General features: G+C 71.7%; 23 protein-coding genes. 12 read left to right on the forward strand and 11 right to left on the reverse strand.

The features are described from left to right. Positions 1–85: 85 nt before the first annotated feature. From ABEA06_RS10120 to ABEA06_RS10135, 4 genes are all read left to right on the forward strand, one after another. Positions 86–418, forward strand: a complete 333-nt coding sequence (locus ABEA06_RS10120; RefSeq protein ID WP_345311423.1) for a tyrosine-type recombinase/integrase — start codon at positions 86–88, stop codon at positions 416–418. After that, positions 415–771 (forward strand): helix-turn-helix domain-containing protein, encoded by a 357-nt coding sequence (locus tag ABEA06_RS10125; RefSeq protein ID WP_035962946.1) that lies wholly within the window; start codon positions 415–417, stop codon positions 769–771. The genes ABEA06_RS10120 and ABEA06_RS10125 overlap by 4 nt, the downstream gene beginning before the upstream one ends. Further along, on the forward strand, positions 764–1393 hold the full coding sequence (locus ABEA06_RS10130) for a hypothetical protein (protein WP_098055586.1): 630 nt from the start codon (positions 764–766) through the stop codon (positions 1391–1393). The genes ABEA06_RS10125 and ABEA06_RS10130 overlap by 8 nt, the downstream gene beginning before the upstream one ends. A gap of 535 nt (positions 1394–1928) precedes the next feature. Then, positions 1929–3287 (forward strand): hypothetical protein, encoded by a 1359-nt coding sequence (locus tag ABEA06_RS10135; protein ID WP_144997621.1) that lies wholly within the window; start codon positions 1929–1931, stop codon positions 3285–3287. Between the two features lie 147 nt (positions 3288–3434). Here the strand turns inward: ABEA06_RS10135 and ABEA06_RS10140 are convergent, their stop codons facing one another. The 3 genes from ABEA06_RS10140 to ABEA06_RS10150 form a co-directional block, all read right to left on the reverse strand. Continuing rightward, complete coding sequence (locus ABEA06_RS10140; RefSeq protein ID WP_239321857.1) at positions 3435–4673, reverse strand: heparan-alpha-glucosaminide N-acetyltransferase domain-containing protein; 1239 nt, start codon at positions 4671–4673, stop codon at positions 3435–3437. Between the two features lie 84 nt (positions 4674–4757). Further along, positions 4758–5609 carry a F510_1955 family glycosylhydrolase gene (locus ABEA06_RS10145; protein WP_345311424.1) on the reverse strand — a complete coding sequence of 284 codons (852 nt, stop codon included), beginning with the start codon at positions 5607–5609 and terminating at the stop codon, positions 4758–4760. Further along, positions 5606–7132 carry a multicopper oxidase family protein gene (locus tag ABEA06_RS10150; RefSeq protein ID WP_345311425.1) on the reverse strand — a complete coding sequence of 509 codons (1527 nt, stop codon included), beginning with the start codon at positions 7130–7132 and terminating at the stop codon, positions 5606–5608. Before ABEA06_RS10150 ends, ABEA06_RS10145 begins: the two co-directional genes overlap by 4 nt. Positions 7133–7290: 158 nt before the next feature. Between ABEA06_RS10150 and ABEA06_RS10155 the strand changes: the two genes are divergently transcribed. The 8 genes from ABEA06_RS10155 to ABEA06_RS10190 all read left to right on the forward strand — a co-directional run bounded on the left by ABEA06_RS10155 (position 7291) and on the right by ABEA06_RS10190 (position 14525). Next, positions 7291–8001 carry a response regulator transcription factor gene (locus ABEA06_RS10155; protein WP_144829076.1) on the forward strand — a complete coding sequence of 237 codons (711 nt, stop codon included), beginning with the start codon at positions 7291–7293 and terminating at the stop codon, positions 7999–8001. Then, entirely contained in the window at positions 7998–9137 is a 1140-nt protein-coding gene (locus ABEA06_RS10160) for a sensor histidine kinase (protein ID WP_035962932.1), read from the forward strand. The genes ABEA06_RS10155 and ABEA06_RS10160 overlap by 4 nt, the downstream gene beginning before the upstream one ends. Positions 9138–9222: 85 nt before the next feature. Continuing rightward, complete coding sequence (locus ABEA06_RS10165; RefSeq protein WP_035962930.1) at positions 9223–9561, forward strand: heavy-metal-associated domain-containing protein; 339 nt, start codon at positions 9223–9225, stop codon at positions 9559–9561. A gap of 100 nt (positions 9562–9661) precedes the next feature. After that, the gene (locus ABEA06_RS10170; RefSeq protein ID WP_098055597.1) at positions 9662–10327 is read left to right on the forward strand and encodes a DUF305 domain-containing protein; all 666 of its coding nucleotides are present in this window, start codon (positions 9662–9664) and stop codon (positions 10325–10327) included. A gap of 79 nt (positions 10328–10406) precedes the next feature. Further along, a complete protein-coding gene (locus tag ABEA06_RS10175; RefSeq protein ID WP_019310374.1) occupies positions 10407–10682 on the forward strand; it encodes an SHOCT domain-containing protein in 276 nt (91 codons plus the stop codon). Further along, positions 10679–12166 carry a multicopper oxidase family protein gene (locus ABEA06_RS10180; protein ID WP_270260431.1) on the forward strand — a complete coding sequence of 496 codons (1488 nt, stop codon included), beginning with the start codon at positions 10679–10681 and terminating at the stop codon, positions 12164–12166. The genes ABEA06_RS10175 and ABEA06_RS10180 overlap by 4 nt, the downstream gene beginning before the upstream one ends. A gap of 87 nt (positions 12167–12253) precedes the next feature. Next, positions 12254–13585 (forward strand): APC family permease, encoded by a 1332-nt coding sequence (locus tag ABEA06_RS10185; RefSeq protein ID WP_098056165.1) that lies wholly within the window; start codon positions 12254–12256, stop codon positions 13583–13585. A gap of 64 nt (positions 13586–13649) precedes the next feature. Beyond that, complete coding sequence (locus tag ABEA06_RS10190; protein ID WP_035962920.1) at positions 13650–14525, forward strand: potassium channel family protein; 876 nt, start codon at positions 13650–13652, stop codon at positions 14523–14525. 55 nt (positions 14526–14580) lie between these two features. Here the strand turns inward: ABEA06_RS10190 and ABEA06_RS10195 are convergent, their stop codons facing one another. From ABEA06_RS10195 to ABEA06_RS10230, 8 genes are read right to left on the reverse strand one after another with little or no spacing between them, the layout of a single operon-like run. Next, complete coding sequence (locus tag ABEA06_RS10195; RefSeq protein WP_345311426.1) at positions 14581–16002, reverse strand: NADH-quinone oxidoreductase subunit N; 1422 nt, start codon at positions 16000–16002, stop codon at positions 14581–14583. 15 nt (positions 16003–16017) lie between these two features. Further along, entirely contained in the window at positions 16018–17508 is a 1491-nt protein-coding gene (locus ABEA06_RS10200) for a complex I subunit 4 family protein (RefSeq protein WP_345311427.1), read from the reverse strand. A 2-nt stretch (positions 17509–17510) separates the two neighbouring features. Continuing rightward, complete coding sequence (locus ABEA06_RS10205; protein WP_345311428.1) at positions 17511–19421, reverse strand: proton-conducting transporter transmembrane domain-containing protein; 1911 nt, start codon at positions 19419–19421, stop codon at positions 17511–17513. Then, on the reverse strand, positions 19418–19720 hold the full coding sequence (locus tag ABEA06_RS10210; RefSeq protein ID WP_019310381.1) for an NADH-quinone oxidoreductase subunit NuoK: 303 nt from the start codon (positions 19718–19720) through the stop codon (positions 19418–19420). The genes ABEA06_RS10205 and ABEA06_RS10210 overlap by 4 nt, the downstream gene beginning before the upstream one ends. Further along, positions 19717–20280, reverse strand: coding sequence for an NADH-quinone oxidoreductase subunit J (locus ABEA06_RS10215; protein ID WP_098055712.1), 564 nt, complete (start codon positions 20278–20280; stop codon positions 19717–19719). The genes ABEA06_RS10210 and ABEA06_RS10215 overlap by 4 nt, the downstream gene beginning before the upstream one ends. Positions 20281–20283: 3 nt before the next feature. Next, the gene (locus tag ABEA06_RS10220; protein WP_029603322.1) at positions 20284–21219 is read right to left on the reverse strand and encodes a complex I subunit 1 family protein; all 936 of its coding nucleotides are present in this window, start codon (positions 21217–21219) and stop codon (positions 20284–20286) included. After that, entirely contained in the window at positions 21212–22378 is a 1167-nt protein-coding gene (locus tag ABEA06_RS10225; protein ID WP_345311429.1) for a hypothetical protein, read from the reverse strand. Before ABEA06_RS10225 ends, ABEA06_RS10220 begins: the two co-directional genes overlap by 8 nt. Further along, positions 22369–22713, reverse strand: coding sequence for an NADH-quinone oxidoreductase subunit A (locus ABEA06_RS10230; RefSeq protein WP_019310385.1), 345 nt, complete (start codon positions 22711–22713; stop codon positions 22369–22371). Before ABEA06_RS10230 ends, ABEA06_RS10225 begins: the two co-directional genes overlap by 10 nt. Between the last annotated feature and the right edge of the window lie 30 nt (positions 22714–22743).

Raw genomic sequence — 22743 nt, forward strand, 5'->3', positions numbered from 1 at the left:
TCCGGTAACCCACGAATATCTGTGAGCGAGGCCCCGGCCCGCAACCCCCCAAGGCACCCGGGCGGTCACTACATACTGTCTAGTCGTGAAGAGCGCTTCCAGTGCGGCCTCGAATGCGCTGTGGCTGACCGAGCGCGGGACCCGGCTGCAGGCCCGTGACGTCGCTGACCGGTTCGGGTTCTACCGCGATGAGCTCGGCTTGGATCCGGCGTTGAGCCCGCACTGTCTGCGCCACAGCTACGTGACCCATCTGATCGAGGACGGGGTGGACCCCCGCTTCGTCCAGGAACAGGCCGGCCACGTCTACCAGTCCACCACCGGGCTCTACACGGCCGTGAGTGGGGACTTCAAGAACAAGATGCTCCATGACGCGATCCGGGCCGTGCTGCCCACGAACCCGGGAGGGCAGAGACAGTGAAGGTCATCGGCTATGAGTGGAAGCTGCGGCAGGTAATGGCGGCCGCGGGCATGTTCAGCACCACCAAGCTCATCCCGGAACTGGAAGCGAGGGGTATCCATCTGTCGGCCAGCCAGGTCTACCGGCTGGCCGCGGAGAAACCGGAACGGCTGAGTTTGCACGTGCTAGCGGCCCTGATGGACATCTTCGGCTGCACGGCCAATGACCTCATCACCCGTGTCGATCTCGGCGCGGCCACCGCTCGCACCGGCACCGGCACCGATGCGGGGTCGCCCGAGGCTTCGGCGGATGCGCTGCGTGCCTCCGGGGCTCGGCCCAAGCGGGCCCGGATCGTGCCTCCCAGCGATGAGTGAGCACCCGGGGCGGCCCATCGCCGAGCTGATCAGCACGGTGGAGGCCGGTGTGCCCGCCGATCGCCTCCGGGAGATCGTGGCTGCCATCGTCGTGCGGCCCCACTCCGGGGCCCGGCAGCTGGGTCAGCTGCACGTGGATCCGGGGTTGTTGACCTCGGCCGACAACGCGATGCCGACCCTGCTGCAGCGCATCATCGCCGCCCTGCTCGAGGCCGGTGCCACCTCGGTGCGCCTGCCGCGCTGCACCGGCTGTGGTCTCGAGCGGATGTTGCCCGAACGCCTCGACGGGCACCGGGTCTGCTCCAAGTGCAAGAAGCGGGCCGGTACCAGGGCCATCACCTGTCATTGCTGCCGACGAGAGCGTCAGCTCGCCTCCTTCGTCGGGGACGCCGACTACTGCGGGGCCTGCTGGCGGGACATGTACGGGCAAGCATCGGCGATCTTCGTCGCGGCCGCCCACGGCCTGATCCCCTCCCTGGATCCTGCGGTCCTGGGGGGTCTTCGCCCAGCTTCCCGCCTCGCCCGGGCGCCGGTTGCGCTTGGCCCTGGACATCGCCGACTACGGAGCGGATTGGTTCGCAGCCCCTGCCCGGGGGTCGGCCCTCTTCGGTGTCCTCTATGATCAGCTGGCCCGCCAGGCGCCCGAGTTGTCGCCGGCGTGCTGCGGGCACTGCGGGCAGCACCGGTCGCTGACCAACGTCTATGAAGGTTTACGCTGCTGCTCCCGGTGCTACACAGCACTGCGGTCCCAACCGTGCGACGGATGTGGGCGTACGGGCCCGATCGCACGGCGGATGCCCGACGAGGCCCGGCTGTGCCAGGGGTGCGCGAAGGCCCTCCCCGACGGCTGGGGCATCTGCAGCCAGTGCGGCACCCACCAGCACATCGTCTACCGCGGCCCCGCCGGACCCGTCTGCGCCCCGTGCCGGTTCGCAGCCCAGGTGGACACGTGCACCTGGTGTGGGCGCACTACACCGTGCCGGTTCCCCGGCACCCCGGGCGCGGTGTGCGAGAGGTGCCGCAAACCCAGGCAACCCTGCTCCCGGTGCGCCCAGGAGCGGATTGTCGCCACCCGGGACGAGTCCGGCGCCCCGATCTGCCACAGCTGTCACCACATTCTCGAGGACTGCAGCGTCTGCCACCGGCACCGGCGCGTCGTGGGACGAACCGAGGGGGCGCCCCTGTGCGAATACTGCTACCCGCGCCACCCGGTCAGCTTCCGCGACTGCACCCGCTGCGGCCGCCATGCCAAGCTGCGACAGACCGGGCTGTGCGACCGGTGCACCGCCGATGACCAGCTCGCCACCTTGTTCCCGCCCGAGTTGCTCGAGCGCCACGAGACCGCCCGCACGATGCTCACCGCCCTCCAGGCCGGGGACCCGGCCACGGTCCGCGCGGCCTTCCATCGCCACCGCGCCGTGGAACTGCTGCGCACGGTGTTGGCCACCCCCGATCTGCTCGACCACGAGGCCCTCGACGATCTCGGGCCCGAGTACACGACCCGGGCGGTGCGGGCGCTGCTGGTCGAGCACGGCCTGCTGCCCGCCCGCAACCTGCCGCTGGCCCGCTTCCAGGCGTGGATCATCACCACCGCCCAGCTGATCGAGGATCCGGGTGAGCGGCAGGCCTTTGTCCAGTTCGCCACCTGGAAGCACCTGCGCGATCTCAGAAGCCGCGCCGAGCCCCTGTCCGGTCCGCTGGTCACCAGCCGCCGGCACGAGCTGCGGGTCGTGCTTGACCTGCTCGCCTGGGCCCGAGACCGGGGCAAGACCCTGGCGAGCCTGGACCAGGCCGACCTGGACCACTGGGCCACCACCGGGGCCGAGAAATACCTCGTGGCCGGCTTCCTCACCTGGGCCCACACCAACGGCCGCAGCCAGCCTCTGGAGATCACCCGACCGCCCAGGACGTACCTGTTGGTGGGAGGTCTCAGCGATGACCAGCGCCGCCGAGTCCTCGACGGCGTCCTGAACCACGACACGATCACGGCGGGGACGAAGCTGGCCGCCGCCCTGGTGCTGGTCTTCGGCTTCCGCCCTGCCCAGATCACCCGGATCCGTCTGGACGACATCCGCTCCACCGGGGAGGCGCTGCAAGTCACGGTCGGGAAGGAACCGCTGCTCCTGCCCGAGCCGCTGGCCGATCTCGCTACCCAGACCGCAGCAGATCGCAGCGCGCGTCGGATGTTCACCCCTGCCCAAGACCACCATTTGCTGTATCCCGGCGCTCAGCCGGGGACACCCTTGTCAGCGGCCGCTCTGGTGCGCCGGCTGGCCGCAGTCGGTGTCCTGGTGAGCCCGGCGCGAACCGGGGCACTCACCTCACTGTCCCAACAGCTGCCACCACCCGTGCTCGCCGACCTCACCGGCATGCACCTGGCCACCGCCGTCCGCTGGCGCAGCACCGTCGCCGCCAGCAACGCTCACTACGCCGGCCTGCTGCTCGCCTCCGAAGAGAGCCCAACCGCAGTGCTGCGAACTGTGCTTTCCTCGGCATCCAGCACAGAGCCGCCCTGAGCGTCGCAAGACGGAGTAGTCCGCGGCCTGAGAAGCGCCTGCCCAACGAGGTCGGTCGGCCGCCCAGGTTTTGCCGCGCACCGCTGTTCACGGGTGAGCAGGCCAGGGTCGACGAGCTTCTTCATGTGGTGGCTGACCACCGTGTCCTCATTCTCGATCGGCGCCGGAGGAGGAAGGCAGGACGGTGGTGCTGGCTTTCTTGGCGGCCGTGCTGACGAGCCGTTCCAGAGGGCCTTGCCCGAAGGCACGTTTCCAGGCGAGGGCGAAGATCGCCGCCAGAACGAGGTAGAGCAGGAACCACAGCTGGGGCTGGTCGTAGTGCAGCTCGAAGGAGAGCAGCACCAGCTGGGTGGAGTAGAGGGTCAGGGTCATCGCCCCCATCGCCGACAGGGGCAGCAGCCACGGACCGACCTTGCGGGCTAGTAGCAGGAACGCCCCGAGCGCGGCCAGGCTCACCCCCAGGCTCCAGGCGATGGCCAGGGGCATGTTGGTGTGCGGGGTGGTGATGGCCAGCCACCACCAGGAGCCCGCGGGCAGCGCGTCGTCGGGGCCCCAGATCAGGATCCCGGCCAGAGTCTCCTCGTCCAAGGACGCGGCGTGGGTGAGCTGGTGATAGCCGCCGAAGATGTAGAGCACCAGCCAGGAGGCCAGCCGGGCCGTGACCGCCAGACCCACCCCGATCACCAACAGACGGGTTTGGATCTCGACGTGGTGCAGGTGCAGGCGTCCGATGCCCAGGCCCACCAGCAAGTAGGTCAGATAGGGCAGGGCCGGGTAGGTGCCGGTGAGCAGCAATTGGGCGAGGGTGGCGCCGGGGTCGGTGAGCACGTCGATGACGGTGGGATTGCCGGAGGAGAATTCCGGGACCTGGTCGCCCAGCTCCAGCATCAGGACCGGTGCCGCCACCGCGAACCCAGCTGCGCTGAGGAACAGCGTCCGGGCGGGCAGGTGCAGGAAGGGGATGGTCAGCACGAAGAAGATGCCGTAGTAGGTGAGGATGTTGAACGCCGGTGGGTCCTCGGGCATCAGGGAGTTGATTGCCACCCCGAGGGCGAAGATCAGCAGGGCCCGCACCGCCACGCCCACCCGCGCTCCCGTCATCCGTCGGCCTGTTCGGGGGTGTCGGCCACCGGTGGCGAAGGCCAGGCCCACCCCTGCCAGCAGGGCGAACAGGGCGGCGGAGTCTCCGGAGAACAGGGTCCAGCTCAGCGTCGCCTCGTGGGTCTGTTCGTTCTCGGCGGGCAGGAAATGGATGGCGGTCAGCCCGATCAGCGCCAGCCCGCGCGCCGCGTCGATGCCGGTCAGCCGTTTCCGCGGGACACGTCCGGCCTCCGCCGGCATCGCGGCATGGGTGGCGTCCTGGTGCGTAGAGTCGTCCTTACTCATGATGGCCCCCTACTCCCTTGTTGCCTGGCGCGCTGTCAGGCGTGAATGGTCGCCGACTGTGCCTGGGGGCACGAGCGGTGGTGTTCACAGCAGCTGCTCCGTCGTGGCTCCACCGTCCAGGCTCCGCAGCACCCGGGGGCCCTCCACCAGCAGCGCCTCGACCTCCCCGCCGTCGGTCAGACCTGCTCCCAGGGCTACGACCTCGCCGACCGGGTCCCGACTGGCTGTCCAGGTGTCCCCGGCGTCACGGCTGGTCAGCAGGCGCCCGTCGATACCGGCGCCCACCATCGTTTCGTCGTCGGCCCAGGCCACCCGGGACATCAACTGCGGGGTGTCCACCGTCGTCCACGTCGTGCCGTTGTCGGAGGAGCGCAGCAGGCCGTCCTCGGTGGTGGCCAGCACCGTGCCCGTACCCGGGGCGACCGCCAGAGAAGCGGGGGCGGAGGGGATGGCGGCGGTGTCCCAGTTGCGGCCGTCGGCGCTGATGCGCAGCTGCCCGTCGAAGCCGATGACCCCGTTCGGGCCGGCGGCCAGGGCATGGAAGTCCGATTCCCCGGCCCGCGAGAGCACTCTCCAGCTCTCACCGGCGTCGGTGGACTCGATCAGCCCGACCGGTTCAGGCAGGTCCACGCCCAGACCCGGGTGGCCGGAGGCGAGGTAGCGCCCCTCGCCGGTGGTGGTGAAGCCCATCAGGTCCACTACCGGGCCGACCTGGGTCAGGTCCTGGTCGTCCAGGCGGAACAGGCCTTCGTGGGTGGCCAGCAGGATCGTCCCGGCCGCATCGCGGGTGATGGCGTGGACGTGGGTGATGGCGGTGCCCGTGCTGGAGGCCGGGGCGGTGGAGTTCCCGGACTGTGGTGAGCAGGCGGTGACGGCCAGTCCGGTGCCGGCGACCAGGCCGAAGGTGAGCAGGGTGCGGCGGGAGAGGGTGGTCATGGGCGGTATCTCAGTTCGGTCGTCATGCCGGCCTCAGCGTGGTAGATGTTGTGGCAGTGGATCAGCCAGTTCCCGGGATTGTCCGCCTGCACATCGATGGCCATCGACTGCATCGGAGCGATCAGGACGGTGTCCTTGCGCAGGCCGTTGGGCAACGCGAAGGTGTGCCCGTGCAGATGCAGGGGATGGGCCATCATCGTGTGGTTGGCCACGTCGAGCCGCACCCGCTGTCCCTCTTGAATCTCCAGTGGGTCGTGCTGCCCGTAAGGGGCCCCGTTGAATCCCCACTCGTAAGGATTCATCTGTCCGGTCATGGCCAGCTCCAGGCGCACATCGGGGTCCCGGTCCTCCAGCCGGGCGTTGTCCGCCGGTTTCAGGTCGGCGCCGATGAGCACGGATTTGTCCAGTTCCGCCGGTCGCACTGACGACGGCGGTGGGCTGCCAGCCCCGGTGCGCACCAGGGCCATGGCCTGCCCCTCCTTGCCCAGCGGCACGGCCACGAACGGGAAGACCCCTTCGGCCAGGGTGACGGTCGCATCGTAGCGCTCCCCCATGCCCAGATAGAGGGCATCGGTGTCCTGCGGCTGCACCGGGAACCCATCGGTGTGTGTGACGGTCATGCGATGCCCGCCCAGGGCGACCGTGAAGATGGTGTCCGCGGCGGCGTTGATGATCCGCAACCGCACTTTCTGGCCCGGCTTCGCCGTGAGCACCTCCGGGTCCGCCGGCACCCGCCCGTTGACCAGGTAGTGCGGGTAGGCCACGTCCCCGGCGTCATCGCCGTACGGGGAGTCCCCGGCGCTTATCGCCCCGTGGTCCATCCCAGCCATGCCCTCCGAGGAGCCGGAGGACATGTCCATGCCCTCCATCCCGCCCATGTTGCCGTGGTCCATCCCGGGCATCCCGCCGTTGTCCCGGGAGGAGGTCAGGGCGGCCAGGACCTCATCGGGGGTACGGCCGGTGCCGTCGACCCAGTCGTCGAGGACGAGGATCCACTCGTGGTCGTAGGCGCCGGGTTCTTGCGGGTCGTCGATGATCAGCGGGGCGTACAGACCGCGGTCCAGCTGCACCCCGACGTGCGGGTGGTAGAAGTAGGTCCCCGGGTCCGGGGCGGTGAAGTCGTAGGTGTAGGTCGCCTCGGCGGCGATCGGATCCTGGGTCACCCCGGGCACCCCATCGGCGCCATTGGCCAGGGCGATGCCGTGCCAGTGCACGGTGGTGTCCGCCGGCAGGCGATTCTCGACCCGGATGCGCAGCCGGTCCCCGGCCGTGGCGCGGATGAGCGGACCGGGGAGACTGTCGCCGTAGGCCCACGTCGCCACCGTCGATCCGCCCAGATCGAGCGTGACCGGCCGGGCGGTGAGCGCCGTGTCCACGAGGCGCTGACCGGCTCCGGCGGAGGCCGTCCCGGCCCCCACCCCTGCTGGGAGGGACGGGGCAGGTGAGGAACAGGCCGCCAGGGCGCCGGAGCCGAGCAGGCCGAATCCGGCGACGAGCAGACTTCTACGGGAAAGGGTGTCCATGATTCCTTGTCGGGTCACTAGAAAATGCAGGGGTTGAGAACCATTCTGGCAGGCCACCGGCAGGCGGGAGCCCAGATTCCTTGAAGGTTTGGCGAAGATTGCGGACCATCCGGCCCCCGAGTGGCTTCTACGTCGGGACGGCGGGACACACTGGGATCATGGTGATCTCCGCAGACAGGGATGCGTCCTCAGCCGGGCGGGTGCTGGTGGTCGACGACGAAAAGCCTCTGGCGCAGATGGTCGCCACCTACCTGTCCCGCGCCGGCTACGCCGTCGCCCAGGCGCACACCGGCCCCGCCGCCCTCGAGACCGCCCGCACGGAGCACCCGGACGTCGTGGTCCTGGATCTGGGGCTGCCGGGGCTGGACGGGGTCGAGGTGTGCCGGCGGCTGCGGGCCTTCTCGGAGTGCTACGTGCTGATGCTCACCGCCCGCGGGGACGAGGAGGACAAGCTGGCCGGGCTGGCCGCCGGGGCCGATGACTACATCACCAAGCCCTTCAGCGTGCGCGAGCTCGTCGCCCGGGTGGCCGCGGTGCTGCGCCGGCCCCGCCCCACCGTGGCCCCGGCCGAACCGGCGCGGGTGTTCGGGGACCTCGTCATCGACCTGACCGCCCACGAGGTGCGGGTGGGCGGCGATCCGGTGGCGCTCACCCGCACCGAGTTCGACCTGCTGGCGGCCCTGTCGGCCCGCCCACACCAGGCGTTCTCCCGTCGTCAGCTCATCGACATCGTGTGGGACCCGGCTTGGGTGGGCGACGAGCGGATCGTGGACGTGCACATCGGCCACCTGCGCCGCAAGCTGGGCGAGGAACCGACCGCCCATATCGACACGGTGCGCGGGGTCGGCTACCGGATGGGGGCCCGATGACCCGACGCCCCCGGGGGCTGGTCTCCCGGTTCCTGCTCGCCCAGCTGCTGGTGGTGGCCGCCAGCCTGCTCGCCGCGGTCGTGGTGGCCTCCCTGGCCGGCCCGGCGATCTTCCACGAGCACCTGATCATGGCCGGGCACCCGGAGAACTCCCCGGAATTGCTGCACGTGGAGCAGGCCTACCGCGACACCAACCTCATCACCCTGGGCGTGGCCCTGGGCACCGCCCTGGTCTGCGCCCTGGTGGTCAGCGCCTGGTGCTCCCGTCGTATCCGGGGGCCGTTGGAACGATTGACCGAGGCGGCCCAGGGCATGGCCCACGGCCGCTACGACACCCGGGTCCCGGCGATGGGCGCCGGGGCGGAGGTCGAGGCCCTTGCCTCCTCGTTCAACACCATGGCCGCCCGTCTGCGGAGCACCGAGGACACCCGCCGGCGAATGCTCTCAGACCTGGCCCATGAGATGCGCACCCCCATCGCGGTGCTCACCGTCTACTGCGAGGCCCTCCAGGACGGGGTCACCCACTGGGATGAGACCACCAGTGAGCTCATGAGCGAGCAACTGGCCCGACTGACCCGGCTGGTGGACGACATCAACGACGTCTCCCGCGCCGAGGAGGGCCGGATCGACCTGGACCGCACCGAGCAGCCCGTCGGTGAGCTCCTCCGGAGTGCCGTGGAGGCCCACCGGGAGGGCTACGCCGCCAAGGGCGTAGCCCTGGAGCTCGACGTCGACGAGTCGGCCGGGACCGTGGACGTGGACCGGCAACGGATGGGCCAGGTACTGGGCAACCTGCTCACCAACGCCCTGCGCCACACCCCGCTGGGCGGAAAGGTGATCCTGAGGGCGGCCCGGCAGGGTCCCGGGCAGATCGCCATCCACGTGGCCGACACCGGTGATGGCATCAGCGCCGAACACCTGTCCCACGTCTTCGAACGCTTCTACCGCGGGGACACCGCCCGCGACCGCGACCACGGCGGCTCCGGGATCGGCCTGACCATCTCCAAAGCACTGGTCGAAGCCCACGGCGGCACCCTGACCGCCGCCTCCCCCGGCCCCGGACACGGCGCGGTGTTCACCATCCAGTTGCCGCCCCCCCAACTGGCCGATCTGCCTCCCGCTCGGGAGGCTCACTGACATCCTTGCACTATACCCCCCCCAGGGTATATACCTGAGAGGCGAGGGGCGTTCCCCGTTCCCTCACGATCCGAAGGAGCCCACCATGACCAGCTCGCCCCGCCGCCCCCTGCCGATGGCCGCCACCGGTTGCGCCTGCTGCGCTCCCTCCTCTGTCCCTGAGGAAGCGGGGACTGCCGTCGAGGCGCAGTCGCCGTCCTCGGACGGCACCGCCACGACCTACCAGGTGGAGGGCATGACCTGCGGCCACTGCGCCGGCCGGGTCACCGAGGCCCTCACGGCGTTGGAGGGGGTCCTTGACGTGCAGATCGACCTCGTAGCCGGCGAGGCTTCGGCCGTTACCGTGACCAGCACCACCCCTGTCGCAGAGGAATCCGTGCGCGCCGCAGTGGCGCGTGCCGGATATGCGGTCACCTCTTCCTGAGCGTGCCGGGACCGGATCCCCCACGGCCCGACCCGGCTCCCGGTCTCCAGGCCCTGCCTGGGGCCACCACCACCCAACCACCCCACGTAAGGACATCCCCATGAACCGAGCCTCTTCCCTCACCGCCGTGGCCCTCGCCTCTGCCCTGGCCCTGGCCGGCTGCGGCACCGGAGGCGAACAGAACACTGACGCGGCCTCCGAGACCACCAGCTCCACAGCTGCCGCCACCGGGGCCGGTAGCCCCTCGAGCACCCCGTCGGGCGCTACCTCAGGGGAGCCGATCGCTGAAGAGCACAACGACGACGACGTGATGTTCGCCCAGATGATGATCCCCCACCACCAGCAGGCCGTGGACATGAGCGAGACACTGCTGGCCAAGGACGACATCCCCGCCGATGTCCAGGACTTCGCCCAGAAGGTCATCGATGCCCAGGGCCCGGAGATCGAGCGCATGAACCAGATGCTGCAGACCTGGGAAGCGCCGATGTCCGGCGAGGACTCCACGTCCATGGACCACGGGGCCGGCGGGATGATGAGCGAGGAGGACATGGGCATGCTCACCGACGCGCAGGGGACGGACGCGGCCCGGCTGTACCTGGAGCAGATGACCGTCCACCACGAAGGCGCGGTCGAGATGGCCCAGGAGCAGATCGAGCAGGGACAGAACCCCCAGGCCGTCGAGCTCGCCCGCCAGGTGGTCGAGGACCAGGAGGCGGAGATCACCGAGATGGAGCAGATGCTCCAGGAGCTGCCGGACGGTTCCTGACTGCCCAGGTGACCGGCGTCGCCGCCCACGGGCGGCGCTCTGCAGGAAGCAGCGAACCGATCGATGAAGGAGGACCGTGATGATGTGGGGCGACGGCATGGGAGGGGGCATGGGATGGGCCTGGCTCTTCTGGATCCTGCTGATCGTGGGGGTGGTCGTGCTGGTGGTCGTGCTCGTGAAGGCGTTCACCGGCGGCACGGGCGGCGGGACCAGGCAGGGCGGATACGCCGCGCCCCCGACGGGGGCGGGCCCGCGCCGGTCCCGCGAGATCCTCGAGGAGCGCTACGCGCGCGGGGAGATCAGCACCGAGGAATACCGGGAGCGGCTGCGGACCCTGGACGAGGGCGGCAGGTGAGCCCGCTGACCCGCCGACAGATGCTGGCCCTGGGCGCGGCCGGGGCCGGTGCCGCGGCCGTGGGCGGGGCCGGGCTGTGGTGGACCAGCGGCGGCGGCGGCGAGGCCCTCGGCGGCGGCCGGGAGCTGGTGCAGCCTGAGGTGCTGTCCAGCCGGGACGGGGCCCTGGACCTGGCCCTGGAGGCCGCCCCCGCCCGGGTGCGGATCGGGGCGCGCACCGCGCACGTGCAGGCGTTCAACGGCTCCCTGCCGGGGCCCACCCTGCGGGTCCGCCCCGGCGACACGCTCCGGGTGGCGATGACCAACGGCCTGGAGGCCCCCACGAACCTGCACGTGCACGGGCTGCACGTCTCCCCGGAGGACAACGGGGACAACCCCTTCGTCAGCATCGCCCCCGGGGACTCCTTCGACTACGACTTCTCCCTTCCGGACGACCACCCGCCCGGCACCTACTGGTACCACCCGCACCGGCACGGGCACGTGGCCGACCAGCTCGCGGCGGGTCTCTACGGGGCCATCGTCGTCGAGGACCCCGACCCCGTGCCCGTGGCCCGGGAACGGGTGCTGGTGGTCTCGGACCTCACCCTCGACGACTCCGGGAACCTGGCCGAGGTCTCTCCGCCGCAGCGGATGATGGGCCGGGAGGGCGAGACCGTGCTGGTCAACGGCCAGGTCCGGCCCCGGGCCGGCGCCGCACCCGGGGAGCGGGAGCTGTGGCGGGTCGTCAACGCCTGCCCGGCCCGGTACCTGCGCCTGACCCTCGACGGCCAGACGCTGCGGCTGCTCGGCCGCGACGTCGGCCGCCTCCCCGAGCCGGTCGAGCTCACCGAGGTGACCCTGGCCCCGGGCAACCGGGTGGAGCTGCTCGTGGACACCCGCGAGGGCGCCTCCACCCTGACCGCCGCCCCCGTGGACCGCGGCAGCATGGACGGCATGATGGGCGGGGCGATGCCGGGGGACGGCCCCGGCACCGACGAGCCGATCGAGCTGCTCACCCTCGAGGTCACCGGGGACCGGGCCGCGGACGCCGGCCCCGTCCCCCCGGGTCCGGTGCTGCGGGACCTGCGCGAGGAGCCGGTCGCGGCCCGGCGCACCCTGGACTTCGCCATGGGCATGGGCATGGGCGGGATGATGGGCGGCATGCGCGGCCCCGGGCAGATGATGTCCTTCACGATCGACGGGCGGCCGTTCGACGCCGAGCGCACCGACCAGCGGGTCCGGGTGGGCACCGTGGAGGAGTGGACCCTCACCAACTCCAGCCCCATGGACCACCCGATGCACCTGCACGTGTGGCCCATGCAGGTCGTGACCGAGGCGGGCCGCGAGGTCGCCGCACCGCGGTGGCTGGACGTGGTCAACGTCCCGGCCTTCGGAGAGGTGACGGTCCGGGTGGCCTTCGACGACTTCGCCGGCCGCACCGTCTACCACTGCCACATCCTCGACCACGAGGACCTCGGCATGATGGGCACCCTCGAGGCCCGCTGAGCACCGTGGGCCGGCCCACCGACCCTGTCCGAACCACCCCACCGCCGGGGGCACTCACCGCCCGGCAGGAAGGACGTGCACCTCCTCATGGACCACGACACGCAGACGCAGCAGAAGCTCTCCCTGACCGGTTCCGTCGCCCTCGGGACGGGGGTGATGATCGGCGCAGGCATCTTCGCCCTCGTGGGGCAGGTCGCCGAACTGGCCGGCGGCTGGGTGCCCTGGGCGTTCCTCGCCGGAGCCGTGGTCGTGGCGTTCAGCTCCTACTCCTACATCCGCTACTCGGCCACCAACCCGTCCTCCGGCGGGATCGCGATGCTGCTCAAGGCCGCCTACGGCCCCGGGGTTCTCGCCGGGTCCTTCTCCCTGTTCATGTACGTGTCGATGATCCTGGCCGAGTCCCTGCTGGGCCGTACCTTCGCCTCCTACCTGCTGCGCCCCTTCGGCCTGCAGGGCTCCGAGGTGTGGGTGGCGGTGCTGGCGGTGGTGGCGATCGTGGCCGCCGCCCTGGTCAACCTGGTGGGCAACCGGTGGGTGGAGCGCTCCGCCACGGTGACCGCGGCGCTCAAGATCGTCGGGATCGCCGTGCTGGCGATCGCCGGCATCCTCGCCGCCGGGGTGTCCTCCCTGGGCCGGCTGTTCAGCGCCGCCGACCGCACCCCGCCGGAGGCGGGATGGCTGGGCTTCCTGGCCGGAACCACCCTGTGCATCCTGGCGTACAAGGGCTTCACCACGATCACCAACCAGGGCGCCGACCTGCAGCAGCCGGAGCGCAACATCGGCCGCTCCATCATGATCTCCCTCGCCCTGTGCACCGTGCTCTACCTGCTGATCACCGTCGCGGTGACCGGCAGCCTGACCGTGCCGCAGATCGTCGAGGCCCGGGACTACGCCCTGGCCGAGGCGGCCGAGCCGATGTTCGGCGCCTGGGGCGTGACGCTGACCGTGGCGATCGCCGTCGTCGCGACCCTGTCGGGGCTGATCGCGAGCCTGTTCTCGGTCTCGAAGCTCTACGACATGCTCCGCGACATGGGCCAGGCCCCCGGGCTGCCGGGTCAGGAGGGCCACCAGTCCCTCTACATCACGGCGGGACTGGCCATCGTCATGGCGGCCTTCTTCGACCTGGGCCAGATCGCCTCCCTCGGCGCCATCCTCTACCTGGCGATGGACATCGCCATCCACCTCGGCATCCTCCGCCACCTCAAGGACGACGTCGGGGCCAAACCGTGGATCCCCTGGGTCGCGATCGCCCTCGACGTCACGGTGCTCGTGCCGTTCGTGCTGCTGAAATCCCAGTCGGACCCGTTCACCCTGGTAATCACCGCCGTGGTGGCCCTGGTCATCGTCGTGGCGCAGTGGTTCACCGTGCGACACCGCTCCGACGAGGACGCGCGGCAGGGCGAGCACGAACAGCACTGAGGACCGGTGAGCCGCCCCGTAACCCGGGGACCGGAAGAACAAGAACCAACGACGGAGGTCGATCATGGACGTACTGCTGACAGCTCTGGGGATCGTGGTCATCGTGGCCGGGCTGATGGACATGTTCCACACCCTGTTGCACCCCAGCGGCCAGGGACGTCTGAGCCGACTGGTGCTCTCCACGGTGTGGAAGGTCTCGAAGGCCACCGGTCACCGGGCCGGCTCCGCCGTGGGGCCGGCGGCGATGGTGGCCGTGGTGCTCCTCTGGGTGGTGCTGCAAGCAGCGGGGTGGGCGCTGATCTACTACCCGCACGTCCCGGGCGGGTTCATGTATTCCTCCGGCATCGACGCGGCCGCCTACCCGGACGCGGTCGAGGCCGTCTACGTCTCCGTGGTGACGCTGTCGACGCTGGGCTACGGGGACGTGGTGGCCACCGACTCGTGGATCCGGGTCGCTGCCCCGTTCGAGGCCTTGACCGGGTTCGCGCTGTTGACCGCGGCGCTGACGTGGTTCACGCAGATCTATCCTCCCCTGATGCGGCGCCGGGCGCTGGCCCTGGAACTCAAGGGGCTGGCCGACGCCGACTATGCCGAGACGATCGAGGAGGTCGAGCCGGTCATCGCCTCCCGGGTCCTGGATTCCCTGCAGGCGGATCTCACGAAGATCTCCGTGGACTTCACCCAGCACACCGAGGGTTTCTATTTTCAGGAGAGCGACCCCGATCTGTCCTTGGCACGGCAGTTGCCGTATGCGCTGCGGCTCCGTGATGCGGCCATGGCCCGGTCCGAGCCGGCGGTGCGGTCCAGCGCCCAGCGGCTGTCCTCGGCCCTGGACCAGCTCGGGTCCGAGATCAAGGACGACTTCGTGGGCACCGGGGAGCACCCCGGTGAGGTCTTCGCCGCCTATGCGGCCGAGCACGGCCAGAGCACCCGGGCCTGAGTTCGCCCCTCTCGGCGTTGCGCACGGGCGGTCCGGGGCGCGAAGGTCGCCGCACCTACATTCCCAGGGGGCCCTCGAGGGCCGCCCACAGGGCGCCGGCCAGGACACCCAGCACCAGGCTCGCGACCGCGGCGACCCCGGCGGTGACGGCCGGCCAGGCGGCCGCCCCGCCGCGGCCGGGGAACCCCGCGGCGTGCTGCTCCGGGCGGGCGAAGACGGGGGCGAACCAGCGCAGGTAGTAGAAGAGGCTGAGCACGCTGCTGAGCATCACCACCAGGGCCAGCCAGCCGTGCCCGCCGTCCCAGGCGGCGGTGGCGGTGGTGAGCTTGCCGACGAACACGGCCAGCGGCGGGGTCCCCACCAGCCCCAGCAGCGCCACGAGCAGCGCCAGCCCCAGGCCGGGGCGGGAGCGCGCCAGGCCCCGGTAGTCGGCCAGCTCCCGGTGCTCGGGCAGCGCGGCGGTGACGGCGAAGGCGGCGACGTTGGTGACGGCGTAGGCGGCGAGGTAGAACAGCAGCGAGGGCAGGGCCAGGTCGCTGCGCCCGGCCGCGGCCACGGGCACGAGCAGGAACCCGACCTGGGCCACCGTGGACCAGCCCAGCAGCCGGCGGGGGTCGGTCTGCCAGTACGCCGCGAGGTTGCCCAGGACCATCGAGGCGGTGGCCAGCAGTGCGGCGACGAGCAACCAGGAGCCGTCCCCGGCGGAGACCGTGGCCACGAGCCGGTACACGGCCACCAGCGCCCCCACCTTCGGGACGGTGGTGAGGAACGTGGCGGCGGTGGCCCCGGTGCCCTGGGCGGCGTCGGGCACCCAGAAGTGGAAGGGCACCCCACCGGCCTTGAAGAGCAGCCCGGCGAGCACGCCCAGCACGCCCGCGCCCACGGCCGCGGCCGGGGCCGCGGGCAGCGTCTCCTGGAGCAGGGCGTAGTCGGTGCCCCCGGCCAGGGCGTAGAGCACGGTGACCCCGAGCATGAGCAGGATCCCGGACAGCGCCCCCATGAGGTAGGTCTTCATGGCGGCCTCGGCCCCGGCGCGGCCGCCGGTGAGGCCGACGATCCCGTACAGGGGGATGCTGGCCAGCAGGAACCCCACGATCAGCACGAGCAGGTCGGTGGACCCGGCCAGGACCATCACTCCGGTGGTGGCCAGCAGCAGCAGCGCGTACGTGTCCGACTCCCGCGGGGACCCGGCGATCTCCCCGGAGGCCACCCCCAGGACCAGCAGGGTGGTCAGGGCGGTGATCACCCGGGCGGTACCGGTGGCGGTGTCCACGGTGAAGGTGCCGCTGAAGGCGCTCTGCGCGGGCCCGGCCATGGCGAGGGCCGCGGCGGTCGCGGCACCCAGCAGGGCCAGGGCTGCGGCGGCGCGGGCGATCCACTGCCGGTCGCGGGGCAGGAAGGATCCGCCCAGCAGCACCACCAACCCACCGATGAAGACGACGATTTCCGGCAGTAGCAGCATGGGCCGCATCTGCATCGAGGCCTCCACCGGCTACCGTCCCACCAGGCTCACGAGGGCACTCGAGGCCGGCTCGACCACCTCGAGCAGCACCCGGGGCAGCACACCGATGAGCAAGGACAGGGCCAACAGGGGACCCACCGACCACAGCTCCCGCCCCTGGAGATCTGCGAACCCGGGGGTGTGCCCGGCCGCTGGGCCGGTGAAGACCCGCTGCAGGGCCCGCAGGAACAGCGCGGCGGTGACCAGGATGCCCGGCAGGGCGATCGCGGTGACGGGGGCGACCGCGATGCTGCCGGCGAAGATCTGGAATTCGGCGATGAACCCGGAGAACCCGGGCAGGCCCAAGGAGGCGAAGGCCCCGACCGCGAACAGTGCCGCGTAGCGCGGTGCCGGGGCGGCCAGCCCGCCGTAGGAGCCCATGTCGTAGGTCCCGGCCCGGGCCTGCATCACCCCGGCGAGCAGGAACAGGGCGGCGGTGATCAGCCCGTGGCTGACCATCTGCACCACCGCCCCGGTGACCGCCACGGACCGGGCCTGGGCGGCGCCCTCGGCGAGGACGCCGACCGCGCCCAGGGCCAGGACGATGTAGCCCATGTGGTTGACGGAGGTGTAGGCGATCATCCGTTTGAGGTCCGTCTGGGCCAGGGCCACGAACGCCCCGTAGAGCACCGAGACGACGCCGACGGCCACGATCACCCAGGCCCACGCCCGCCACGCTTCGGGCAGGATCGGCATGGCGATGCGCACGAACCCGTAGGTGCCCATCTTCAGCAGCACCCCCGCCAGCACGGCCGAGCCGGTGGCCGGGGCGTCCGTGTGGGCCGGGGGGAGCCACGTGTGGAACGGCACGGTGGGGGTCTTCACGGCCAGGCCCACCAGGATCGCCGCGAGCACCAACCCCCCGGTGAGCGGATCGCCCGCCAGAGGTGCGGCCGCGACGAGCTCGGGGATGTCGAAGGTGTGCGGTGCCGCCGCCACGTAGAGGCCGATGAAGCCCAGCAGCAGGGCCAGGGAGCCCAGGAACGTGTAGAGGAAGAACTTCAGCGCCGACCGGACCGCGTTGCCGTGGCCCCACCCGGCGATCACGAAGTACATGCCCACGATGGACAGGTCGAAGAAGACGAAGAACAGGATGAGGTCGGCCGCCACGAACACCCCGAGGCTCACGCCCTGCAGGAACAGGAACAGTGCGGCCTGCACGCGCGGGCGGTCCGCGTCCCGCAGGGCGTGGACGGCGCAGGCCAGGAACACGACGGCCGTCATGGCCAGCAGCGGCAGGGAGAGCCCGTCCACGCCCACGTGGTAGCTGCTGTTCACCCCGGGGATCCACGGCACCTGCTCCTCGAACGCCAGCCCGTTGGGTCCCGGGTCCTCGTAGCCCGCCCACAGCACGCCCACGAGCAGCAGCTCCACGACGCTCACCGCCACCCACGCCCACCGCGCGGCCGCGGCCCCGATCGAGGGGACCACGGCCAGGACGGCGGCGGCGGCCAGGGGCAGGAAGACGATCAGGCTCAGCATGTTCATCCCATCACGGCGTAGACGGACCAGGCCACGACGCCGACGGCGAGCACCGCGACGGCCTGGAGGAAGTACTGGTGGACTGCCCCGGTCTGCGGGGCCCGGGCCAGCTGCCCGAGCCGGCGGACCCGGCCGGCGAGGCCCTCGACGGCGCCGTCCACGACGTCGTCGTCGAGCCGGGCCGCACCCCGGCCGGTCGCGTCGGCGGCGTGCGCGGTGGCCTCGACCCCGGTGTCGAGGGCCCGGTCGTCGAACCGGGCCGCGGCCCGTGCCAGCACCGGGACGGCCCCGGCGGCGGCGGTCACGGCCCGGTCCAGGACGAGGTCGTCGAACCGGGCCAGGGCGTGCGCCAGGCCCAGTGAGGGGCGGACGACGACGGCGTGCGCGGCGGCCTCCAACCCTAGCCACCGCACGGCCCATCCCGGCTCGGGGACGCGCAGGCGCAGCATGAGCAGCAGGACCACGAGGGCGATCGCGGCCGAGACGAGCAGCTCGGCGGCCGCCACCTCACCGTGCCCGCCCACCGCCTGGGCGAGGGTCGTGCTGACCGGGGGCAGGGCCAGCACCCCGAGGGCGGCCGCGCCGACGGCGAGCACGACCAGCGGGACCTGCTCCAGCACCCCCACTCCCCCGGTGCCGCCCTCCTGGGCCTCAGCGCGGACACCCCGATACCAGATCGTCCACAGGACCTTGCCCGCGTAGGCCGCCGACAGGGCCGCCGCCACGAGCCCGGCGGCGTAGAGCCACGCCGAGGCCTCGAGGGCGGCGGCCAGCACCGCGTCCTTGGTGGCCCACAGGGACAGTGGGGCGATCCCGGCCAGGGCCAGCGCCCCCACGGTCGCGCTCACGCCCACGACCCGCCACCGGCGGCCGGCCCCGCGCAGTGCCGCGAGCTCCTCGGTGCCCAGGGCCGTCAGCCACGCCCCGGCGGCCAGGAACAGCAGCGCCTTGGTGGAGGCGTGGGCCACCAGGTGGGCCGCGCCGCCGCTGACCGCGCCCACCCCGGCGGCCAGCACGACGAAGCCCAGCTGCGCCACCGTGGACGCCGCCAGCAGCTGCTTGAGCTCCCGCTGGGCCAGCGCCACGAACCCCATCAGCACCGCGGTCACCGCCCCGATCCACGCCGCGGCCGGGCCCGCCCACCCGGTGGAGGCCAGCAGCGGCTCCACCCGGAGCAGGAGGTAGCCGCCCATGGCGACCATGGCCGCGGAGTGCAGCAGCGCGCTCACCGGGCTGGGGCCCTTCATCGCCCCGGAGAGCCAGAAGGAGAACGGCAGCTGCGCGGCCTTGCCTAGGGCCGCCACGAGGATCCCGGCCGCGATCACGTGCCGCCACGGGCTCTCGGCGGCCGGCAGGGCGGACAGGGCCATCCCGGCGCCGCCGGCCAGGGCGGCGCCGGCGGCGACGTAGAGTCCCAAGTCCGCGGTGCGGGTCGTGATGAAGGCGGTGAGTCCGGCCGAGACGCGGTCGGCGTCCCGCCACCAGAACCCGATCAGGGCGTAGGACGTGGCGCCCATCAGCTCCCAGGCGAACAGCAGCGCCGGCAGGCTCGCGGCCGTGACCGTGGTCAGGGCCGCGGCGGCGAAGAGCAGCATCAGCCCGTGGAAGCGCGGCCGTGCCGCCCGGATGCTGCCGGCCGCGAAGACCAGCACCAGGAGCGTCACTCCCGCGACCATCGGGAGGGTCAGTGCCGCGAGGGCGTCGGCCTCCAGCGCGAAGTCGGCACCGGCCACGAACGGATACGCCAGGGCGGGCCGCGCCAGGGCGGCGACCGCCGCGAGCACCGTGGTCACCGCGGCGGTCGCCACCGCGACCGGGGCCGCGGCACGCTCCGCCCGGGTGAGGGCGAGCACCGCCCCCACGGTGGCCGGGAGCACCACCACGGCCAGCAGGACGGCCTGGGCCGCGGTCATCGGGAGAGCTCCTCGGCCATGTCCGTCATGTCGGTCTGGCGCCTGCGGTGCAGCAGCGTGGCCACGGCGAAGCCCATGGCCATCTCCACGGTCATGGCCGCCAGGATCACCAGCAGCAGCACCTGCCCGGAGGGGTCCGGGGCGAGGAACCACCAGAAGCCCGCGGCGGCCAGGAGGACCCCGTTGATCATCAGTTCCAGGCCCATCATCACCATCACCACCACCTGCTGGGACAGGGCGCCGTAGAGCCCGACGGCGAACAGTGCGGCGGCCACGACCAGCACGGCTTCCAGGGTCATCGGCCCACACCCCCCGGCTGGGGGTCGTCGGCCGGGCGGCGGCGCAGGTCGTCACCGAGCCGGTCGTAGCGGGTGCGGTGGGCGGCCAGGACCACCCCGGCCACGATGGTGGCCACCATGACAGGGCCCACCACGGCCATGACCAGCATCTTCTCGCCCATGATCTCCAGGCCCAGCGCGTGCGTGACGTCCTCGGGCGGGACACCGCGCCGCTGCGGCCACGGCACGAGCAGCGCACCGGCGGCCAGCAGCACGAAGACCCCGGCCGAGGCGACGATCGCGGTCTTCTTCCCGTGGGTCATGTCCATGGGCATCAGCGCCGGGTTCATGCCCATGAACATCACCATGTAGACCGCCATCACCGCCATCTCCATCACCATCATGAGGATCGTGATGATCCCGAGGTAGCTCTGCCCGAGCAGCAGAATCTGCACCCCCACCGCGATGAACGACAGCGCCAGGGCATAGGTGGCCCGGGCCATGGAGTCCACCACGAACACAGCTGCCCCCGCGGTCACGGCCACCACGGCGAGCACCCAGAATACGATTCCGACCAGCACGGCTCAGCCCTTCCAGACGACGACGAGGGACACGACCAGGTCCTGGAGCACGGCGGCCGGGAGCAGGACCATCCACCCGATCTCCATGAACCGGTCCGGGCGCAGCAGCGGAAGCTTCCGCCGCAACCACACGAGCACCGCGAGCACGGCCACGGTCTTCACCAGGACCCACGCCCAGCCGGGCAGGACCGGCCCGGCCCCGCCCCCGAGGAACAGCGGCACCGAGAAGGCGGCTCCGGCGGTCAGGAACAGGTAGCGCCCGGCCTGGAGGACGAGGCGGTCGACCCCCGAGAGCTCGGCCAGCACGCCGCCGCCGATGTCGGCGGCCAGCGCCGGGGCGAACGGGCCCCACACGGAGAAGCCGGTCACGCCGATGAGGAACACGAGGAACGCCACCGGCATCCAGACCACGAACCACACGCCGTCCTGGGCCGCCGCGACATCGCCCACGGCCAGGCTGCCGGCGGCGATCGCCGGGGCCACCAGCGCGAACATCAACGGCAGCTCGTAGGCCAGCCCGTGCGCCAGGAAGCGGTAGCCGCCCACCAGGCCGTGGGCGGAGTTCGCACCCCAGCCGGCCAACCAGACCAGCGCCCAGACCATGACGTCCACGGTGTTGAACCACACGACACCGACGTCCAGGTCCGCCAGCGTCCACTCCCCCAGCGGGATCACCGCGATCATCAGGAACGCCCCGACCAGCATGCCCGCGCCACCGATCCGCCACAGCAGGGTGTCCGCGGCCACGGTGCTCCGGCGCCGCTGCCGCAGCAGCCTCGCCGCACGGCCCAGCGGCGCGCCCCATCCGCCGCCGGTGCCCTGCGCCCGGGCCGAGAGCGCCGCATCCAGCGCCACGGCGAAGAAGGCCAAGCCGCACAGGAGGATCCCCGCCAGCACGGCCCATCCTCCGGGGACGGTCGTCACCACGCTCTCAGCCATGCCCCACCGCCTGGACGGCAGGATGCGGATCGAGATCCAGGCTCGCCACGGCCAACCGCACGGAGCCCAGCTCCAGCCCGGTCACCAGGTCCGGCACCACCGCCCAGGGCACCCCACCGTCCTCCGCCGGGGTGGGCTCCGTGCCACCGGCCTCGGCCCGGATCCGTTCCACGCGGGACAGCAGCCGGTCGTGGGCGTCCCCGCGGCAGTGTCCCGGCAGCCCGTGGCGCTCGAGGCCGGCCCGGTCCAGCAGCAGGACGCCCCGCAGCGACGACCGGAGCAGCCAGGACCGCCGGACCGTCCGATCCAGCCGCTCGACGGCGTCCCGGGCGGCGTCCTCGTCACCGCACAGCAGGGCGTCCCGGGCGCGGCGGGCGCAGGCCGCCGCGTCCTCGACCCCCGCGAGAGCCAGCAACGCCATGACCTGGTCGCACCGCACCACCGCCGCCGGCGCGGGACCGGCACTTGGTCCGGCTGCTCCGGCGCCGTCGTCCTCGTCGTCGTTCCTGCCGTCCACCATGGAGGCTTCGGCGTTGACCACGACATCCCCCTGCAACGAGCAGCGCAGCACGAGCCCGGCCGGCCAGAACGGCAGCACGGGACCCAGCGGCAGATGGAGGACGTCCATCTCCAGTCCGTCACGGTCCTCCCCGCCCTCGGCCAGCGGGATCCCCTCCGGAGCCATGTCCATCCCACCGTGCCCGCCGTGCCCGCCGTGGTCCATCTCGCCGTGGTCCATCTCGCCGTGGTCCATCTCGCCGTGGTCCATGCCCCCGTGACCCCCATGATCCGCGTCCTCGGGGATCTCGGGTTCCTGCGCCCGCTCCTGGGCGTCCGTCCGGTGGTGCGGGGTGTCGAGAAGGAGGGCTGCGGCGGCGTCGAGGGCGGAACCTACAGTTCCGGGCGAGGTGATGTCGGCGCGGACGCGGGGACCGGGCATCTGCTCCCAGAGCCGGTCCACCAGCTCGGAGAGTTCGGGGCCGGGTGCACCGCACACTGCGAGCACGTCCGCATCCGCTGGTGTCCACGCCGGTCGCCACCCACGGCGGAGCAGCTGGTGCTCGACCTCCATCCGGGTCGCCCAGTGCCCCGGGACCTCGACGACGAGGACCCGGGTGGCCCGGACCGCGAGCCGGGCGAGAGCACCGCTCAGGCCCATCGGAAGGCTCCTTCGCGCCAGGCCCAGGCCACGGCGACGAGCAGGGCCCCGAGGAACAGGAACATCTCCACCACCGCGGAGATCCCCTTCTCGATCACGACCACCGCCCACGGATACATGAAGAGCATCTCGACGTCGAAGGCCAGGAACACGATTGAGGCGAGGTACCAGCGGGCGTGGAATCGGGACAGCGCGTGCTCCTGGGGCATCCACCCGGATTGGGCGGGCAGAACCGTCAACGGCTCGGCGGTGATGACGGCAGCGCGGTGGAGTGCATAGAGGAGAACGACGACCGACAGCGCCACCAGGGCCATGGCCACGATCCCGGAGTACACGATGGTCTCCCCTTTCGCGCGGTCGGAACA

The sequence above is a fragment of the Kocuria gwangalliensis genome (assembly GCF_039544365.1).
Lineage (GTDB): Bacteria > Actinomycetota > Actinomycetes > Actinomycetales > Micrococcaceae > Kocuria > Kocuria gwangalliensis.

What these genes read in the sequence shown, in the direction of transcription:
- ABEA06_RS10205 (WP_345311428.1), bottom strand. Translation starts at nt 19,421, where the DNA reads ATGACCGCGGCCCAGGCCGTCCTGCTGGCCGTGGTGGTGCTCCCGGCC.
- ABEA06_RS10200 (WP_345311427.1), bottom strand. Translation starts at nt 17,508, where the DNA reads ATGCTGAGCCTGATCGTCTTCCTGCCCCTGGCCGCCGCCGCCGTCCTG.
- ABEA06_RS10195 (WP_345311426.1), bottom strand. Translation starts at nt 16,002, where the DNA reads ATGCAGATGCGGCCCATGCTGCTACTGCCGGAAATCGTCGTCTTCATC.
- ABEA06_RS10165 (WP_035962930.1), top strand. Translation starts at nt 9,223, where the DNA reads ATGACCAGCTCGCCCCGCCGCCCCCTGCCGATGGCCGCCACCGGTTGC.
- ABEA06_RS10145 (WP_345311424.1), bottom strand. Translation starts at nt 5,609, where the DNA reads ATGACCACCCTCTCCCGCCGCACCCTGCTCACCTTCGGCCTGGTCGCC.
- ABEA06_RS10150 (WP_345311425.1), bottom strand. Translation starts at nt 7,132, where the DNA reads ATGGACACCCTTTCCCGTAGAAGTCTGCTCGTCGCCGGATTCGGCCTG.
- ABEA06_RS10220 (WP_029603322.1), bottom strand. Translation starts at nt 21,219, where the DNA reads ATGGCTGAGAGCGTGGTGACGACCGTCCCCGGAGGATGGGCCGTGCTG.
- ABEA06_RS10185 (WP_098056165.1), top strand. Translation starts at nt 12,254, where the DNA reads ATGGACCACGACACGCAGACGCAGCAGAAGCTCTCCCTGACCGGTTCC.
- ABEA06_RS10170 (WP_098055597.1), top strand. Translation starts at nt 9,662, where the DNA reads ATGAACCGAGCCTCTTCCCTCACCGCCGTGGCCCTCGCCTCTGCCCTG.
- ABEA06_RS10155 (WP_144829076.1), top strand. Translation starts at nt 7,291, where the DNA reads ATGGTGATCTCCGCAGACAGGGATGCGTCCTCAGCCGGGCGGGTGCTG.
- ABEA06_RS10140 (WP_239321857.1), bottom strand. Translation starts at nt 4,673, where the DNA reads ATGAGTAAGGACGACTCTACGCACCAGGACGCCACCCATGCCGCGATG.
- ABEA06_RS10210 (WP_019310381.1), bottom strand. Translation starts at nt 19,720, where the DNA reads ATGACCCTGGAAGCCGTGCTGGTCGTGGCCGCCGCACTGTTCGCCGTC.
- ABEA06_RS10225 (WP_345311429.1), bottom strand. Translation starts at nt 22,378, where the DNA reads ATGGGCCTGAGCGGTGCTCTCGCCCGGCTCGCGGTCCGGGCCACCCGG.
- ABEA06_RS10190 (WP_035962920.1), top strand. Translation starts at nt 13,650, where the DNA reads ATGGACGTACTGCTGACAGCTCTGGGGATCGTGGTCATCGTGGCCGGG.
- ABEA06_RS10160 (WP_035962932.1), top strand. Translation starts at nt 7,998, where the DNA reads ATGACCCGACGCCCCCGGGGGCTGGTCTCCCGGTTCCTGCTCGCCCAG.
- ABEA06_RS10175 (WP_019310374.1), top strand. Translation starts at nt 10,407, where the DNA reads ATGATGTGGGGCGACGGCATGGGAGGGGGCATGGGATGGGCCTGGCTC.
- ABEA06_RS10130 (WP_098055586.1), top strand. Translation starts at nt 764, where the DNA reads ATGAGTGAGCACCCGGGGCGGCCCATCGCCGAGCTGATCAGCACGGTG.